The organism is Bacillus rugosus (genome assembly GCF_023238245.1).
GTDB classification, from domain to species: domain Bacteria; phylum Bacillota; class Bacilli; order Bacillales; family Bacillaceae; genus Bacillus; species Bacillus rugosus.
This window is the reverse complement of the sequence record NZ_CP096590.1, coordinates 1,534,085-1,551,148: the sequence shown is the minus strand read 5'-3', so window position 1 is coordinate 1,551,148 and position 17,064 is coordinate 1,534,085. Positions and strand designations below refer to the sequence as shown.

The 17,064-nt window shown below is 41.7% G+C and carries 18 protein-coding genes; 8 read left to right on the top strand and 10 right to left on the bottom strand.

Translation table 11 applies throughout. The features are described from left to right. Positions 1–406: 406 nt before the first annotated feature. Entirely contained in the window at positions 407–1,078 is a 672-nt protein-coding gene (locus tag M0696_RS07955) for a YkyA family protein (protein ID WP_166853253.1), read from the bottom strand. Between the two features lie 212 nt (positions 1,079–1,290). Between M0696_RS07955 and M0696_RS07950 the strand changes: the two genes are divergently transcribed. Together M0696_RS07950 and def are read left to right on the top strand one after the other, a co-directional pair. Next, on the top strand, positions 1,291–1,443 hold the full coding sequence (locus M0696_RS07950) for a YjcZ family sporulation protein (protein WP_003222298.1): 153 nt from the start codon (positions 1,291–1,293) through the stop codon (positions 1,441–1,443). Between the two features lie 109 nt (positions 1,444–1,552). Continuing rightward, positions 1,553–2,107 (top strand): peptide deformylase, encoded by a 555-nt coding sequence (gene def, locus M0696_RS07945; protein ID WP_151870254.1) that lies wholly within the window; start codon positions 1,553–1,555, stop codon positions 2,105–2,107. A 35-nt stretch (positions 2,108–2,142) separates the two neighbouring features. Here the strand turns inward: def and M0696_RS07940 are convergent, their stop codons facing one another. Beyond that, complete coding sequence (locus tag M0696_RS07940; protein ID WP_222142761.1) at positions 2,143–2,916, bottom strand: Cof-type HAD-IIB family hydrolase; 774 nt, start codon at positions 2,914–2,916, stop codon at positions 2,143–2,145. A 383-nt stretch (positions 2,917–3,299) separates the two neighbouring features. On the opposite strand from M0696_RS07940, the gene rnpZA reads away from it, so the two are divergent. Together rnpZA and rnjA are read left to right on the top strand one after the other, a co-directional pair. Continuing rightward, the gene (gene rnpZA, locus M0696_RS07935) at positions 3,300–3,509 is read left to right on the top strand and encodes an RNA polymerase subunit omega 1 (protein WP_003222303.1); all 210 of its coding nucleotides are present in this window, start codon (positions 3,300–3,302) and stop codon (positions 3,507–3,509) included. Between the two features lie 5 nt (positions 3,510–3,514). Continuing rightward, the gene (gene rnjA, locus M0696_RS07930; RefSeq protein WP_014113653.1) at positions 3,515–5,182 is read left to right on the top strand and encodes a ribonuclease J1; all 1,668 of its coding nucleotides are present in this window, start codon (positions 3,515–3,517) and stop codon (positions 5,180–5,182) included. Between the two features lie 35 nt (positions 5,183–5,217). On the opposite strand, the gene ade is transcribed toward rnjA, so the two are convergent. The 5 genes from ade to abhA all read right to left on the bottom strand — a co-directional run bounded on the left by ade (position 5,218) and on the right by abhA (position 10,444). Next, on the bottom strand, positions 5,218–6,951 hold the full coding sequence (gene ade / locus M0696_RS07925) for an adenine deaminase (protein WP_248602674.1): 1,734 nt from the start codon (positions 6,949–6,951) through the stop codon (positions 5,218–5,220). A 157-nt stretch (positions 6,952–7,108) separates the two neighbouring features. Then, a complete protein-coding gene (gene ktrC, locus M0696_RS07920) occupies positions 7,109–7,774 on the bottom strand; it encodes a Ktr system potassium transporter KtrC (protein ID WP_003222311.1) in 666 nt (221 codons plus the stop codon). Between the two features lie 69 nt (positions 7,775–7,843). Beyond that, entirely contained in the window at positions 7,844–8,671 is an 828-nt protein-coding gene (locus tag M0696_RS07915) for a gamma-glutamylcyclotransferase family protein (RefSeq protein ID WP_248602673.1), read from the bottom strand. Positions 8,672–8,687: 16 nt separating this feature from the next. Beyond that, entirely contained in the window at positions 8,688–9,974 is a 1,287-nt protein-coding gene (gene kinC / locus M0696_RS07910) for a two-component sensor histidine kinase KinC (RefSeq protein ID WP_166853262.1), read from the bottom strand. Positions 9,975–10,165: 191 nt separating this feature from the next. Then, positions 10,166–10,444 carry a transcriptional regulator AbhA gene (gene abhA / locus M0696_RS07905; RefSeq protein ID WP_003244728.1) on the bottom strand — a complete coding sequence of 93 codons (279 nt, stop codon included), beginning with the start codon at positions 10,442–10,444 and terminating at the stop codon, positions 10,166–10,168. 283 nt (positions 10,445–10,727) lie between these two features. Between abhA and mreBH the strand changes: the two genes are divergently transcribed. From mreBH to M0696_RS07890, 3 genes are all read left to right on the top strand, one after another. Beyond that, entirely contained in the window at positions 10,728–11,735 is a 1,008-nt protein-coding gene (gene mreBH, locus M0696_RS07900) for a cell shape-determining protein MreBH (protein WP_248602672.1), read from the top strand. A 101-nt stretch (positions 11,736–11,836) separates the two neighbouring features. Beyond that, entirely contained in the window at positions 11,837–11,971 is a 135-nt protein-coding gene (locus M0696_RS07895) for a protein YkpC (RefSeq protein WP_003238865.1), read from the top strand. A 112-nt stretch (positions 11,972–12,083) separates the two neighbouring features. Further along, positions 12,084–13,316: an aminopeptidase gene (locus M0696_RS07890; protein WP_222142758.1), complete on the top strand. Its 1,233-nt coding sequence runs from the start codon at positions 12,084–12,086 to the stop codon at positions 13,314–13,316. 29 nt (positions 13,317–13,345) lie between these two features. Here the strand turns inward: M0696_RS07890 and M0696_RS07885 are convergent, their stop codons facing one another. Together M0696_RS07885 and M0696_RS07880 are read right to left on the bottom strand one after the other, a co-directional pair. After that, positions 13,346–14,257, bottom strand: coding sequence for a ketopantoate reductase family protein (locus M0696_RS07885; RefSeq protein ID WP_222142757.1), 912 nt, complete (start codon positions 14,255–14,257; stop codon positions 13,346–13,348). 60 nt (positions 14,258–14,317) lie between these two features. Continuing rightward, on the bottom strand, positions 14,318–15,937 hold the full coding sequence (locus M0696_RS07880; RefSeq protein WP_014113645.1) for an ABC-F family ATP-binding cassette domain-containing protein: 1,620 nt from the start codon (positions 15,935–15,937) through the stop codon (positions 14,318–14,320). Positions 15,938–16,118: 181 nt separating this feature from the next. On the opposite strand from M0696_RS07880, the gene M0696_RS07875 reads away from it, so the two are divergent. After that, positions 16,119–16,388 (top strand): hypothetical protein, encoded by a 270-nt coding sequence (locus M0696_RS07875; protein ID WP_222142756.1) that lies wholly within the window; start codon positions 16,119–16,121, stop codon positions 16,386–16,388. A 35-nt stretch (positions 16,389–16,423) separates the two neighbouring features. Here the strand turns inward: M0696_RS07875 and sipT are convergent, their stop codons facing one another. Then, entirely contained in the window at positions 16,424–17,005 is a 582-nt protein-coding gene (sipT, locus tag M0696_RS07870) for a signal peptidase I sipT (protein ID WP_166853270.1), read from the bottom strand. Between the last annotated feature and the right edge of the window lie 59 nt (positions 17,006–17,064).

Sequence of the window (17,064 nt, the reverse complement as noted above, 5' to 3'; positions counted from 1 at the left end):
TTTCTTTTAAACAGTCATTAGACGTGCATTCCTTTTATACATACAAACTTAGGGTACCCTAAAGTATTAGCAGTAAGTCGTATATATTTTAGCCGATCCCCAGTTTGCCAAAACCTTTTATGTAGGATAGTTACACTCTGCTTTGAACTGTATTATTTCGAAGTTGTAAAAAACTAATACAACACCGCTTAACATGGATTAGTTTACACCAAATAAAGAAGAGCCGTCAATCGTTTTCATCGCTGATTTTCAATAAATGTATTCGCTTTACATTTTCAATAAAAAAACAGATGGCGGCTGTATCCAAAACTGTACTAGTATACACCATCATACTGTACTACAATAGAAATGAAAATTTTGAACGAAATTGGCGTCGCGTTTATTTTAAAAAAAGAGCTGTTCAAAGTCAGCTCTTTTTCACGCGATAGCCTGCAGCATCATATAGATCTTCCCGGGCATTATTATATTTTTCTGTTTGTTCATTAAACTCTCCGCTATATTTAAGGACCTTTTCATAAGAAGTATTGACTTTATCGATCTGCTTGTCCAGATCATCTCGTGTCAAGTCTTTATCTTTCAGCTGCATATACAGCTTTTTATTAAGCTGAAGCGCTTTTTTATATTCTTCATACATGGAGCCATATGATGTATATCTTTTCTCCATATGGCTTGCTGCGGCATCAGCCTTTTCTTTTATGTGTTTATCCTTAATTTGTTCAGCAGACGTTTTTGCTTCTTCAAATTCCGTTTCGGATTTTTTGATGCTGTCATTTTCAATCTTCAGATGTTCTTCGCGCTTGCTGACATTTTCTAGCGCCTCGTTAGATAAAGCAACAATTTTTTTGTAATCATCCATATTGAGCTTCATAACATCATCGTAAAGCTGATTTTCCTTCGCCTCTAATTTTTCGAGCGTTTTCTGTTCTTCTTGAAACGGTTTTTCCGATTCCGCAGCTTTTTCTAATGAATGGTGAAGTGAATCAACCGGATCCTGTCCCATGCATCCTGTTAATATCAGTGTCATCGCACAAAAAGCTCCGATTTTCATTCCAGGCCGCCGTTTTTTTGCGTCTTTCACGTTAAATCCCCCAATCATGACAATTTCTACTATAGAATCCATGGGGACGTTTGGCAATAGCTGTACTGTATGAGACAGCTCAGAAATCAAATCAAAAAAGTGAAAAATCAGGACAGATGACCATACAACTTTTTTGTTTTTACATAGGTTATAGTAGACGCTATGCCTACTTCTAAAGGCTCTGGCGTAATTAAAAGAGGAGGTTTTGTAATATGTATGGATATGGTTACGGCGGAGGCTGCTGCAGTTATGGTGGTTACGGATATGGCGGATATGGATATGGCCGCACCTTTGCGCTAATCGTTGTTTTATTCATTCTGTTAATCATTGTCGGTGCTGCTTATTTAGGCGGAGGCTGTTGCTAATTACACAGCTTGAACTTGACCAGCCATCTACGGCTGGTCATTTGTTTCGTTGCACCTTTGTGAAGAAATCCGATATAATTTACATATTAAGCTTTAGGAGTGAAGTTTCTTGATTACTATGGAAAACATCGTACGTGACGGCCATCCAGCCCTCCGAGAGACAGCCGAACCTGTTGAGCTGCCTCCGACTGATGCAGAAAAACAGCAGCTGGCCGACATGATCGAATTCGTGAAGAACAGCCAAAATCCGGAATTAGCCGAAAAATACAAGCTGCGTCCAAGCGTTGGGCTCGCAGCTCCTCAAATTAATATCAAAAAACGAATGATCGCTGTTCATGCGGAGGATGCTTCCGGTAAGTTATACAGCTATGCTTTGTTTAATCCTAAAATCGTCAGCCATTCTGTTGAAAAAAGCTACTTAACAAGCGGCGAGGGCTGCCTGTCTGTTGATGAAGCGATTCCCGGTTATGTTCCGCGCTATGCCCGCATTAGAGTAAAAGGAACAACCCTTGAAGGCGAAAACATTGATATCCGTTTAAAAGGATTTCCGGCTATTGTATTTCAGCACGAGATTGATCATTTGAACGGCGTTATGTTCTATGATCATATTGATAAGGAGAATCCTTTCAAAGAACCTGAAAATGCAATCGCGATTGAGCGCTAAAAAGAAAAACGGCTGGCACAGTGCCAGCCGTTTCTTTATTTTAAAAGGCCCAATTCTTTTACAGCGTATGCTATTCCATCCTCGTCGACCGGCTTTGTTACAAAGTCCGCGATTTCTTTCAATTCAGGAACAGCATTTCCCATAGCTACACCTGTCCCGACATACTCAATCATTTGCAGGTCGTTTAATCCGTCGCCGAAAGCATATGTATCGCTGATATCATACGGTAGACGCTCGATCACTTTTTTGATCCCTTCCGCCTTCGAACCCCCATGCGGCAGAACATCAGTCGAAAACTCATGCCAGCGCACTAAATCAAATTCAGGAAAAGCGGCATAAGCTTTTTCTTCTTCATCCTGGCAAAATAACAGAAGCTGAAAAATTTCTTTACCTTCATAGAAAAGGTCATCGGTTTCTGGATAATCGGTTTTAAGGCTGCCGATTCCCTCCAGAACATGAGGGTGATCCGCAACAGTCGCTTTCATCGTGTCTTCAGCCATAAACACGACAGGATGTTTGCCCTCTCCCGCCTGCTTTAATAATCGCCTGATTGCCTCTTCAGGCAGCGGATTTTTATAAATGACTTCATTTTCAAAGACAACATACTGCCCATTATAGGAAATAAATGAGTGTATGCCCAGCTCCTCCAAAATCGGCTTAACCAAAAAAGGAGACCGTCCGCTGGCAATAAACACATGGTGCCCTTGGCGCTGCAGCTCCGCAACCGTTTTTCTCGTACTTTCCGGTATATTCTTCTCATGATCATATATCGTACCGTCAATATCAAAAAAGATTAATTTTGAATCCATTGTAACTTCCCCTTTATCGTCTTGATCTGCAATTCCCACCCTCATCATACAAAAAGATTGCCATTCAGCAAACTATTTCGTTCAAAAATCATATTAAATTCCAGTAATAACCACGAAAAGTCTTCCACAACCTCCGTATACTATTTGTATAAAAAGAACTCTGGACAAATGTTTATTAAAGGAGGGACTGACAAATGCTGCGAAAATTAAGAAAGAAACTCAGAAGACAATGGAACGGAATGCTCCGCAAGAAAGTCATTGCCTGACAAGGGATCTTTCACTTTTCGAGAGATCCTTATTTTGCTCAAGGCTTTCCTTATATTCCGTTTTCGAATATAATAGAGTAAGCGAGTCTAACATACGGCATTTAAGGAGAGATTTGGATGATTTATAAGGTATTTTATCAAGAAAAGGCTGACGAAGTACCTGTTCGGGAAAAGACAGATTCACTTTATATTGAAGGCGTATCTGAGCGTGACGTCAGAACAAAGCTGAAAGAGAAGAAATTTAATATTGAGTTTATCACACCTGTTGATGGTGCATTTTTAGAATATGAACAACAGAGCGAAAATTTTAAAGTATTGGAGTTATGAGCGGTATGAAATTTGTAAAAAATGATCAGACTGCTGTTTTCGCCCTCGGAGGTTTGGGCGAAATCGGTAAAAATACGTATGCAGTTCAATTTCAGGATGAAATTGTGCTGATTGATGCGGGGATCAAGTTTCCCGAGGACGAACTGCTCGGCATTGACTACGTTATCCCTGATTACACGTATTTAGTCAAAAACGAAGATAAAATTAAAGGGCTTTTTATCACCCACGGGCACGAAGACCACATCGGCGGTATTCCGTACCTGCTCAGACAAGTGAATATTCCTGTTTACGGCGGTAAACTCGCGATCGGCTTACTTCGGAATAAACTTGAAGAGCATGGGCTATTAAGACAGACGAAACTGAACATTATCGGTGAAGATGATATCGTAAAGTTTCGCAAAACGGCTGTGTCATTCTTCAGAACAACACATAGTATTCCGGATTCCTACGGTATAGTTGTAAAAACGCCGCCAGGAAACATCGTACATACTGGAGATTTCAAATTCGACTTTACTCCAGTCGGCGAGCCAGCAAACTTGACGAAAATGGCCGAAATCGGAAAAGAAGGCGTACTGTGCCTGCTTTCAGACAGCACAAACAGTGAGAACCCAGAGTTCACCATGTCTGAACGCCGTGTCGGAGAAAGCATTCATGACATTTTCCGCAAGGTAGACGGCCGAATTATCTTCGCTACATTTGCGTCGAATATTCACCGCTTGCAGCAGGTAATTGAAGCTGCTGTATTAAATGGAAGAAAAGTTGCCGTATTTGGACGTAGTATGGAATCGGCTATCGAAATCGGACAAACTCTCGGATATATAAACTGTCCTAAAAATACATTTATTGAGCATAACGAAATTAATCGTTTGCCTGCCAATAAAGTAACGATTTTATGTACAGGAAGCCAAGGGGAACCGATGGCGGCATTATCAAGAATTGCAAACGGCACACACCGCCAGATTTCAATTAATCCTGGGGATACAGTCGTATTTTCTTCGTCCCCTATCCCGGGCAACACAATCAGCGTAAGCCGGACGATCAACCAGCTGTATCGCGCGGGGGCCGAGGTTATTCACGGACCTCTTAATGATATCCATACATCCGGTCACGGCGGACAGGAAGAACAGAAGCTGATGCTTCGATTAATCAAGCCTAAATTCTTCATGCCGATTCACGGTGAGTACAGAATGCAAAAAATGCATGTCAAACTTGCAACAGATTGCGGCATTCCTGAAGAAAATTGCTTTATCATGGATAATGGTGAAGTATTAGCGCTTAAAGGCGATGAAGCTTCAGTTGCCGGTAAAATCCCGTCCGGTTCAGTATACATTGACGGAAGCGGCATTGGTGATATTGGTAATATCGTGCTTCGCGACCGCAGAATTCTTTCTGAAGAAGGCCTTGTTATCGTGGTTGTCAGCATTGACATGGATGGCTTTAAGATTTCAGCGGGACCTGATTTAATTTCCAGAGGATTTGTGTACATGAGAGAATCTGGCGACTTGATCAATGACGCTCAAGAACTCATCTCAAACCACTTACAAAAAGTGATGGAACGAAAAACGACTCAATGGTCTGAAATCAAAAACGAGATTACAGATACGCTTGCGCCATTCTTATATGAAAAAACGAAACGCCGTCCGATGATCCTGCCGATCATTATGGAGGTTTAAAAAAAAGATGCACTCACTTTGGAGTGCATCTTTTTTTATTGCAATGCAATATGCTGAAAAGACTTTACATCAAATAATCCTGTAGTCGTCATTTTGATGTCAGGAATGACAGGCAAAGCTAAAAACGACAGCGTCAAAAATGGATTAAACCCGCCTCTGAAACCGACTAACGACAATTTATCATGCAGCGTCAGTAAGCTTTGATTCACTTGTTCTGCAGATTGATCGGATAATAACCCCGCAATCGGCAGCGGAACTGAATGAAGCTCTTCTCCATTTTTTATGACCGTTAATCCTCCGCCAATTTCCTGCAGCTTATTAACTGCAGCCGCGATATCGATATCATTTGTTCCAACAGCAATAATATTATGGGAATCGTGCGAGATGGTTGTAGCAATCGCTCCGCTCTTGAATCCAAATCCTTTCACAACACCAAGCCCGATTTCTTTTAAACCTTTATGCCGCTCGACAACTGCAATCTTTAACAAATCGAGCTCAATGTCCGACTCAAAGTCGCGTCCATTAGGAGCCTCGACATGTACCAATCGTGTTTCAAGCTGATTTGGAATGATTTGAATCACATTGATCTGCTGCTTTGTATCAATTGGCATATGAAAATTCTGTTTGTTAAGAGGAGCAGCAAGCTTAACTGAATCAAGCAGTGCCCGTTCTGGTGCTGCTGTTGAAGCACTATCTTGATAGACTGCTTTGCTGCCTTCAGCAACAGTCTGCCCTTTTACCATCGTCATTGTGACAGTGACGTTTTCCAAATCAGATACAAAGAGTAAATCAGCGTCAAAACCCGGGGCTATCGCTCCCTTTGTATCTAGTCCATAGCATTCGGCTGCGTTGAGGCTCCCTAATTGATAGGCTAAAAACGGGTTAAGTCCGGCTTGAATCGCCATTTTCACCTGATGATTCACACTACCCTCTGACAATAAATCATCCACATGCTTATCATCCGTACAGAAGAAGAAACGGCGCGCGTTCTTTTCATTCACAGCCGGCAGCACATTGAGAGTGTTTTTTGCGACTGACCCTTCACGCATCATCACATACATTCCCCTTCTAATACGATCAAGGGCTTCTTCCTTCGTCGTTACTTCATGATCATTTAAGACCAATGCGGTTCTATATATGTTAATGAGGTCTGACGATAAACCCGCCAAATGACCGTCTATCCGCTTTCCTGCAACACGGGCATCGAGCAGTTTCTGAACCATATTTTCTTCAGCCTGCTGAACCGACACATAATCCATGACTTCAGCCAGCCCCAATACTTCTTCCTCTTCGTAAAAAGGCTTTAAATCGGCTGCTTTGAGTACTGCGCCTGAGCGCTCAAAACTTGCGGCAGGCACACTGGAGGGAAGCATAAAATGGATATTCAGCGGTGTTTGCCGAGCCTGTTCAATCATGAATGCGATCCCTTTTTCCCCAGACACATTCGCGATCTCATGCGGATCAGTAACAACGGTTGTCACGCCATGCGGCAGCACCGCTTTAGCGAACTCTATCGGTGTTACCATTGATGACTCAATATGTACATGTCCGTCAATAAAACCTGGAACAATCATTTGTCCCTCTGCATCAATAATATTTTCGCCTTCATACTCGCCGAGGCCTACAATGACTCCATCAGTAATCGCAATATCTTCATATATCCACTCTTGATTATATACGTCCATAATTTTTCCGTTCTTAATGACGATATCAGCTTTTTGTCTTCGGGCTGAAGCATTCAGCCTATTGACCAGCGCTTCTTTATTCAAATAGGCCCCTCCTCTTTTTTATTATATGGTACAATATGCTATCGGAACGCCTATGCTTAGTCAATAAAATTTTAAGAAATTGACGCTCATTTCATTAAAGTTGTTATATTCTGATAATATCAAAAGAACCGCCCTTTGGGGACGGCTTGTTTTACTGCTATTTTGTATGAAGAACTCTTTTTTCGAAACGGGAAATGTCTGTAACTGATCCAATGACGATAAGAATATCTTCTTGATGTATAACTTCCGTCGCAAGAGGTGATACAATGACTTCCTTGCCCCGTTTGATGGCTACGATGTTAATACCGTATTTCGCACGAATATCTAAATCGAGAAGCGTATTTCCAGCCAGGCGGCTGTTAGCTACGATTTCAACAAGACTATGCTCTTCAGACAGCTCCAAATAATCAAGTACGTTGTTGGAAACGATGTTATGTGCAATTCGTTTTGCCATATCGCGTTCCGGGTGGACGATGTGATCCGCACCGATTTTAGACAGCACTTTTTCGTGATAATCGTTCTGTGCCTTAACTGTAATGGTATGAACGCCAAGTTCTTTCAGAATGAGCGTCGTTAAAATACTTGCTTGAATGTTTTCTCCGATTGCTACAATGACATGGTCAAAATTGCGAAGACCCAAATTTTTCAGGACAGATTCATCTGTTGAATCACCGATAACGGCGTGGGACGCGATCTTGGCATACTCGTTGACTTTATCTTCATCGATATCCATCGCCATTACCTCGACGCCTTCTTCGCTTAACGCTTTGCAAATACTGCCACCAAAACGTCCTAGTCCAATTACCGCAAATTCTTTTTTCATATTGGTGCTCCTTTATCTGACTTCATTGATCAAATTTTATCATATTCTTTTGTAACAGTGTTAATATCGTTATCCTTTTGGGAGCGAATTCATATGCCGCTTGAGCTTTTCAGCAAACCCCGGGGACAAATACATCTCCGCTCCGCGTTCAATTTCAATCTGATAGTGCTGAGGCGGGGCAGTTTCCGCTGCTTTTTGGAGGACGAGAAAAGTTAAGCAGTCTGTGTAGCGCCTTCCGCCTGCTTCAACGTCTACAAATGCCGGCCGATACGTAAGAGATTCAACGCCCTCCCTTTTATATAGATAGGAGAGAGCAGAGAAAGGAATACGATATAAAACGCCTTCTGTTGTACCTCCGTCTTCGATCATATCCGCTCTTGAGCCATCCTCTCTTTTTAGCGTAAAGCGGGTTGTGTATCCTTTTAAAACAGCTCTTCCCACTGGATCTTGAAAATAGTGATCGACTCCCGCCTTTTGAAAGCGGGCATTGTCCATGCAGGACCCATAGGCAAAATAATAAACAGGATTTTGCGATTTGCTGATCATCTGATGTTCTTTCCAGTCGCCGCTGCTTATTTTCGGAAAGCCAGCACACTTGTCTTTGTTCATAAAATAAATAAACGATTTTTTGATCCCGGTATCCGTTTCTACAAGCACCGTTTGTTTATCATAGCCTTGGAAAAACTGATCGAGCTTATGTATACACAATTCATCTGCTTCATATACTTCGCCGCATATATAGCATTCTTCTTCAAAAATGGCTGCGGGACCCTCCTTTGCAGCAAACAGACATCCCTTCGTTCTGGCCTGCTCATTGATACATACCGATTGAGCAAGCAGATGATGATTTTCTTCATGTTTTCTTAATGTCCCATATACAAACAGAAGCGAGTTCATCTTCATTTTCCCCCTCTCAGCTGTCTGATGTTAAAGGCAAAACAACTTGAAAGACGCTGCCTTTTCCAGCTTCACTTTCGATTTTCAATTCCCCGTCATGTTCCTTCAAAATCCTCAAACAAATGGCAAGTCCGAGTCCGGTGCCCTTTTCTTTTGTTGAATAAAAAGGTTTGCCAATCTGCTTAAGCTTTTCCTGCGGCATGCCGTTCCCTTCATCTTGGACGCTTATCACTGCGTGAGAGGCTGTTTTAGCAGTCGAAATGGTTACGACACCGCCTTTTGGCATTGCCTCAATCCCATTTTTAATGATATTGATAAAGACCTGCTTCAGCTGATTTTCGTCTCCGTTAATGATACAGCCATCTGTCTCTTTGAAATTTTTTTCTATGACGATATTGGACAGAATCGCATTGGTATCGAGCAATGTCGTGACTTGTTTCAAGATCTCATTGAGCTGATGCATTTTAAATGTGACCGCCTGCGGTTTTGCAAGCAGCAACAGCTCGCTGAGCACCAAATCGATTCTTTTAATCTCTGAAAAGATGATGTCAAAATAGCCTTTTCTGTCCGGATATTGTGTCTTCATAATCTGAAGGAAACCGCTGACAGATGTTAAAGGATTTCTGACCTCGTGTGCAATACCGGCGGCAAGTTCACTCGTGATTGACAGTTTTTGAGATTCTCTCGCCAGCCGTTCATTAATTTCAATGAGCTCATCTTCAGCCTCTTTCCGCTCAGTAATATCTGACATTGTACCCAGACTGCCTGTAAATTGCTCATCCCGGTCGTAATAAAGTTTATAATGAACTTCTCCCCAAAAAATCGTGCCGCTCTTTGTCACGTATTTTGCCGTAAACATGCCGGAAGACGCTTTGTTTTGAATTTGGGTGTTAATGTGGTCGGCTACGTGCTTTTCTTTTATGAAGTAATCATTATACATCGTTCCCATACATTCACTGATTGAAAAACCGGTTATGGATGCCCATGCTTGGTTTAAATATGTAATTTCGCCTTTTGCATTCGTTTGAAATACGATTTCCTGCAAATTATCCATGATGCGGTTTTTTTCTTCAGAGAGCTGTTTATACTTCCATTCATTATCCTTCATTTTCTTAACCAGCTGCTGTTTCTCATCGACATAATAAGCCAGCATCCAGACACTTGCTATCGTGACTGCAGTATACACAATATCAACAGGCCAATTAACCGGGTTTTTGCCTATAAAATAAAATAAATAATCCCAAAACATAATAAAAATCATTGCCAAAACGATGGAAATGATACGAGCTTGATATTTTCTCATATGACCACCTGCCGCTTGTGTTTCTCTACTTATTGTACCATTCTTCGACAAATAATTGAGTAAAATATGTAAAGTATCCCAAATCATTCATTACCTATTATTCATGATGTCATATCTTAGGCGGCGGTAATCAGAAATTGGCACGAAAAAAAGACGGAGATTGTATCGCTCCGCCTTTTTCAAACATGATATTATTCTTTTAAAGCGGCTTGAATTTCTTCGAGAAGCAGCTGTGCACCTTCAGGACTTAACGTAATTTTACCGTTGCCGTATTCTTTATTTTCTGAAGTGATTTCTCCGGTCATTAAACAGACGCCATGAGGTTTGTACTTTTTCAAAATAATTTTATCTCCGTCAACAAAAAACTCAATGCTGTCTTTTATAGCAATATCAAGTGCCCGTCTTAATTCTATTGGCATGACAATGCGCCCTAATTCATCTACTTTTCTTACAACACCTATTGATTTCATAAAAACCCTTCTTCCTTTAAATGTTTCTATTCTCATGTAATGTTTAAGGATGTACCTCAATATATCGTAGACGTACGAAACTTAGAAAAAGTTTCCCGCTTTCTATAAAGAATTACAAGATATTTTTTCCATAAAACCGAAAAATGTATTACTTCTGTTACACAGTTCCGCGATTTTTTACAAAAACATTTCTTTACCGACGCACACCCCCAAAAATCTCTTCATTTCTTAGAAACTTTAAATGTAGAATCATATAAAATCAGGATAAAGATTGGGTGAAAACATGTTTCAATCAACTGAAATCGGGATTGACTTAGGAACAGCTAATATACTTGTTTACAGCAAAAATAAAGGGATTATCTTAAATGAACCATCTGTTGTCGCAATGGATACAACGACAAAAGCAGTCCTTGCCATCGGAGCTGACGCGAAAAACATGATCGGTAAAACACCGGGAAAAATTGTCGCTGTCCGACCGATGAAAGACGGCGTTATCGCAGACTATGATATGACAACCGATCTGCTAAAGCACATTATGAAAAAAGCCGCAAAAAGCATCGGCATGTCGTTCAGAAAACCGAACGTAGTCGTTTGCACACCGTCAGGCTCAACAGCAGTAGAACGCCGCGCCATCAGTGATGCGGTGAAAAATTGCGGCGCGAAAAACGTCCATTTAATTGAAGAGCCAGTAGCAGCCGCGATCGGAGCGGATTTGCCGGTCGATGAACCGGTTGCCAATGTGGTAGTAGATATCGGCGGAGGGACGACAGAGGTTGCTATCATTTCCTTCGGCGGCGTTGTTTCTTGCCACTCTATCAGAATAGGCGGAGACCAGCTTGATGAGGATATCGTTTCCTTTGTCCGGAAAAAATACAATTTGCTGATCGGCGAACGTACAGCTGAACAGGTAAAAATGGAGATTGGCCATGCACTGATTGAGCATGTTCCTGAAGCAATGGAAATTCGGGGTCGTGACCTCGTGACAGGCCTTCCAAAAACCATTATGCTTCAATCTAACGAAATTCAAGATGCAATGCGCGAATCTCTCCTGCATATTCTTGAAGCCATCAGAGCTACTCTTGAGGACTGCCCGCCTGAATTGAGCGGTGATATTGTTGACCGCGGCGTCATTTTAACAGGCGGCGGCGCGCTCCTTAACGGGATTAAAGAATGGCTCACAGAGGAGATTGTCGTGCCTGTACACGTGGCGCAAAACCCGCTTGAATGTGTGGCAATCGGCACAGGCCGTTCTTTAGAAGTGATTGATAAGCTTCAAAAGGCGGTTAAATAGTCTTTTCCTGTAAAAAATCTCACATACAGCAAATTTCTTGCTTCTTTTTTCCTCACTCTCTTCATATTGTGGGAAATGGAGAAACGTTAAGGAGGAAACAGATGCTAAGAGATTTAGGTAGAAGAGTAGCCATCGCAGCCATTTTAAGCGGAATTATTCTTGGAGGCATGAGCATTTCTTTAGCAAATATGCCCCATTCGCCTGCAGGCGGCACTGTAAAACTGAATCATCCGTAATATCGAAAGACCCAAGACATGTTGTTTTGGGTTTTTCACTTTGGCCTCCTTTCTTTCCTTTATAGGATCATATTTGATATGATGAGAAAAAAGCTTGAGGAGGAATAAATTTATGGATTCATTTTCACAGAAATTAAATACATATGCGCAGCTGGCGGTAGAGGTCGGCGTAAACGTCCAAAAAGGCCAGTATGTAGTCGTAAATGCTTCAACAGACGTACGGGATTTTGTCCGCTTAATTGTGAAACATGCGTATGAAAAAGGCGCAAAAAATGTCACGGTAAATTGGCAGGATGATGAAGTTGCCAAATTAAAATATGAACTTGCGCCGTTTGAAGCTTTTGAAGAATACCCTGAATGGGAAGCAAAAGGCAGAGAAGAGCTTGCTAAAAAAGGAGCCGCTTTCATCTCTGTTGTGTCGTCAAACCCAGACTTACTAAAAGGTGTAGATTCCAAACGGATTGCTGCCTTTCAAAAGACAGCAGGCAAGGCATTACATACATACAGACAATATATTCAATCGGACAAAGTCAGCTGGACTGTCGTAGGTGCGGCATCAGCGGGCTGGGCTCAAAAAGTTTTTCCTGGCAAATCTGAGGAGGAAGCGATTCAGCTTCTGTGGGAAGAAATTTTTAAAGCGACGCGCGTAAACGAAGACAACCCGGTTCAAGCGTGGATTAATCACGATCAAAATCTTCATGAAAAAGTTGACCATTTGAACGAGAGACATTATGCTGCTTTACATTATCAAGCAGCAGGAACTGATTTAACCATTAAGCTGCCTAAAAAGCATGTTTGGGCAGGCGCGGGAAGCGTGAATGAAAGCGGTCATGAGTTTATGGCCAACATGCCGACAGAAGAAGTATTTACACTGCCTCAAAAAGACGGGGTCGACGGAGTCGTATCGAGTACAAAACCGCTAAGCTACGGCGGAAATATTATCGAAAACTTCACTCTCACGTTTGAAAATGGCCGCATAATAGACATTAAAGCCGAAAAAGGTGAGGACATTTTAAAAGAACTGGTGGAAACAGATGAAGGTTCTCACTATTTAGGTGAAGTGGCGCTTGTGCCTTACGATTCGCCTATATCACAATCAAATATTCTTTTCTATAACACATTGTTTGATGAAAATGCGTCAAATCATTTGGCGATCGGAAGTGCCTATGCCTTTAACATTGAAGGCGGAAAGCAAATGTCTCGTGAGGAGCTTGTCAAAGAAGGCTTAAATGAAAGCATCGCACACGTGGACTTTATGGTTGGTTCTAAGGATATGAATATTGACGGAATTACAGCAGACGGTAAAAGAGAGCCTATCTTCAGAAACGGAAATTGGGCTTTTTAATAAACAAAAGGAGGCTTTTCGCCTCCTTTTTATTTTTCTGCTTCATACGTTTGCAGATTGGCATAAATCGTTTCTAATATAGGTGCCGCAAGAGATAAACGCTTTGCTTTTTCAAGCAAAAAGCCGTGCAGGTGGTCGCCTTCAGTCGTTTGTCCGTTTTCCATGTCACGAAGCATGGAGGACTTCATATGATATGACATGCTTAACATCGTCCGGAAGCTCTCTTCCTCAAGATTCGGATCAGCCGGAACGCCGTCTTTTCGCAAAATAGAGCCAATCTCTCCAATAAGAGTTTGAGCCGTGTGACGTCCGCCTTCTGTTTCGAGGATCGGGCCAAGCGGCCTTTGAAATAACGTTGTAATCCCCGATTGCGCCGCAATAAACAGATACTTTTTCCAAATGTCCTTCTCGATATGCCCGCTGATGATGACTTCTGCCTTCACGCCTGAAAACGCCTCTTCAAGCGCTGTTATTCGTTCCGTACGCTTACCATTCCACTCTCCGAATACAAAACGATGCGATGCGCTCGTATGATGAATTTCTCCCTTGTTGTCTAGAGCACTTTCTATGAAACACAAACCGCCCAGCACCTGTTCTTTCGAAAATGCCGTAAACAGCTGCTCGTAGTGGCGGTACCCATTTAAGAAAGGGATAATGACAGATTCACGATCAATAAACGGTTTGACATCTTCTATCACCTGATCAAGTGAATATGCTTTAGAAGCGATGATAACGACGTCAAAATGCCCTGTTTTTCCGGCACTGATTAATGCAGGCTGAAATGATACATCCCCATTTTCACTATGGATGACAAGCCCGGTTTCTTTTAACTGCTTAGCTCTTTTTTGGCGTACGAGAAATGTCACATCATTTCCTTTCTCTGCAAGCCGGCCGCCAATATACCCGCCTACTCCTCCTGCTCCGACAACTAAAAATTTCATGCTGTGATCTCCTTTCAACTCTATGTATCAAAAAAAGCAGAGGTATCTCTGCTTTTTTTATTACGCGTATAGTTCAGCCAGTTTTTTCTGCACATCGGCATTTTCAAGGAACTCATCATAGCTCATTTGCTTATCGACGATGCCGTTAGGTGTAATTTCTATAATTCTGTTGGCAATTGTCTGTACAAATTGATGGTCATGGGATGTAAACAGCATAGCGCCTTTAAAGCTGATTAAGCCATTATTGAGCGCCGTAATGGATTCTAAGTCTAAATGGTTGGTAGGCTCATCTAAAATTAATATATTGGCGCCAGAAAGCATCGCTTTCGACAGCATACAGCGAACCTTTTCTCCCCCGGATAGTACGTTTGCTTTTTTGTGGACTTCTTCTCCGGAGAACAGCATCCGTCCTAAGAATCCGCGTAAAAAGCTCTCACTTTGGTCATGAGGAGAATATTGACGAAGCCAGTCTACAAGATTCAGATCACTGCCTTCGAAATATTCGCTGTTGTCTTTTGGAAAATATGCTTGAGAAGTTGTAACGCCCCATTTAAATGTTCCGCTGTCAGCTTCCATTTCCCCGGAAATGATTTTAAACAGCGTAGTAACAGCCAATTCATTGCGGCCAGTGAAAGCAATTTTATCTTCTCTATTCATAATAAAGCTGACATTGTCAAGCACCTTTACGCCATCGATTGTTTTCGTTAAGCCTTCCACCCGAAGAACATCATTTCCGATTTCCCTTTCTGGTGTAAAGTTAACATAAGGATATCGGCGGGAAGATGGTTTAATATCATCCAACGTAATTTTTTCGAGAAGTTTCTTTCTTGATGTAGCCTGCTTAGATTTAGACGCATTGGCGCTGAATCTAGCTACAAACTCTTGAAGCTGTTTAATTTGCTCTTCTTTTTTCTTGTTCGCTTCTTGAGAAAGCTTTAACGCCAGCTGGCTTGATTCGTACCAGAAATCATAGTTTCCGACATAGATTTGGATCTTGTTAAAATCAAGGTCAGCAATGTGCGTACACACTTTATTTAAAAAGTGACGGTCATGGGATACGACAATAACAGTGTTTTCGAAGTTAATCAGAAACTCTTCCAGCCACTGAATCGCCTGAAGGTCCAAGTGGTTCGTCGGCTCATCAAGCAGCAAAACATCCGGCTTGCCGAATAATGCCTGTGCCAAGAGCACCTTTACTTTCTCTGAACCACCAAGGTCTTCCATCTTCTTCGTATGAAGGTCCTCTGAAATACCAAGGCCTTTTAAAAGGATCGCAGCTTCACTTTCCGCTTCCCATCCGTTCAGCTCCGCAAATTCACCTTCGAGCTCAGCAGCACGAATTCCATCCTCGTCTGAGAAATCAGGCTTCATGTAAATAGCGTCTTTCTCTTGCATGACTTCATACAGGCGTTTGTGGCCCATAATAACCACTTTCAGCACTTCATACTCTTCGTACTCAAAATGGTTCTGCTTCAAGATGGCAAGGCGCTCGCCAGGACTCATATGAACATCGCCTGTTTGAGGCTCGATTTCGCCTGATAGGACTTTCAGAAACGTTGATTTACCGGCACCATTTGCACCAATTAACCCATAGCAATTGCCCGGGGTAAATTTAATATTAACATCTTCAAATAACTTGCGATCCGCAAACCGCAAGCTTACATTATTTACAGCAATCATTTATTATCCTCCATCATGTCTATCATCAATAAAAGTATACCATGAATGCAAGGCAAGAGAAATGATTCCCTGATAAAACAAGAGAGAAAACACTTATACACTCAAACCGGCCCGCTATGTTACAATTAAACAGAGAGAATGCATCCGGCTGGAAAATTACACACTCTCATGGAGGAACACGTTGAGGCTTTTAACACTTACTGAATACTGCTTATTGATCTTTTTTACGGGCTTTTACCTTGCCGTAACAGGCTTTACCGCCAAAGATATCGGCTTATATATTGGGATAGCTCTTATTTACATATTTTCGCACATTTTTTCTAAACGACTTTTAGAAAAACGCGGAAAAGAGAACAAACAGGTTCACCTTTTCTTCAGTGTGCTGACCATTATCGGTTCAGTGTTCATAACTGTATTATGCATTGCATTGGTCGCTTCTTTTTCAAATTAAAAAACGCCTGCTGTCCAAAGGCCAGCAAGGCGTTTTTATTTTGTTTGACGCATTTCGTTAAACGGGAAAAAGACAAACTTCGATGTGCCGACAATCCGGTCTTCCGCAATCAGTCCCAGCCCATTTCGACTGTCCATTGAATTCAGCCGGTTATCTCCCATGACAAAATATTTGCCTTTTGGAACCTTAACCGGTCCAAAGTCGCCTGTCAGACTGACACCAAGTTTTTCTGCTTCCTTTTTGTTTTTAGACAAGTAAGGCTCGGCTACTTTTTTTCCGTTTATATAAAGCGTGTCATCCTTCATTTGAACGGTTTCTCCAGGCTTTCCGATCAATCTTTTTACATAATGGATTTTCGAAGTCTCACCGTTGATAATAACGATATCTCCACGTTCTAGCTCGCCGATATAGTTGACTGTTTTATTCACAAACAGCCTTTCTCCATCATGTAATGTGGGATACATCGATGAACCTTCAACTAAATAAGGCTCAAACAAAAAGTGACGGATCAGGAGAGCCAGCAAAACAGCAATGACAATCGCTTTTCCCCATTCCAAGTACGTATTGGTTTTTTTCTTCGCCGTTTTTTCAGTTTTCGTGTTTTTTTCTTCGGTCAAAGTGTTTCCTCCTAGACGGTTGCTATGTCAGTTGTTTCCCTTCTTTTACTTTATCATAA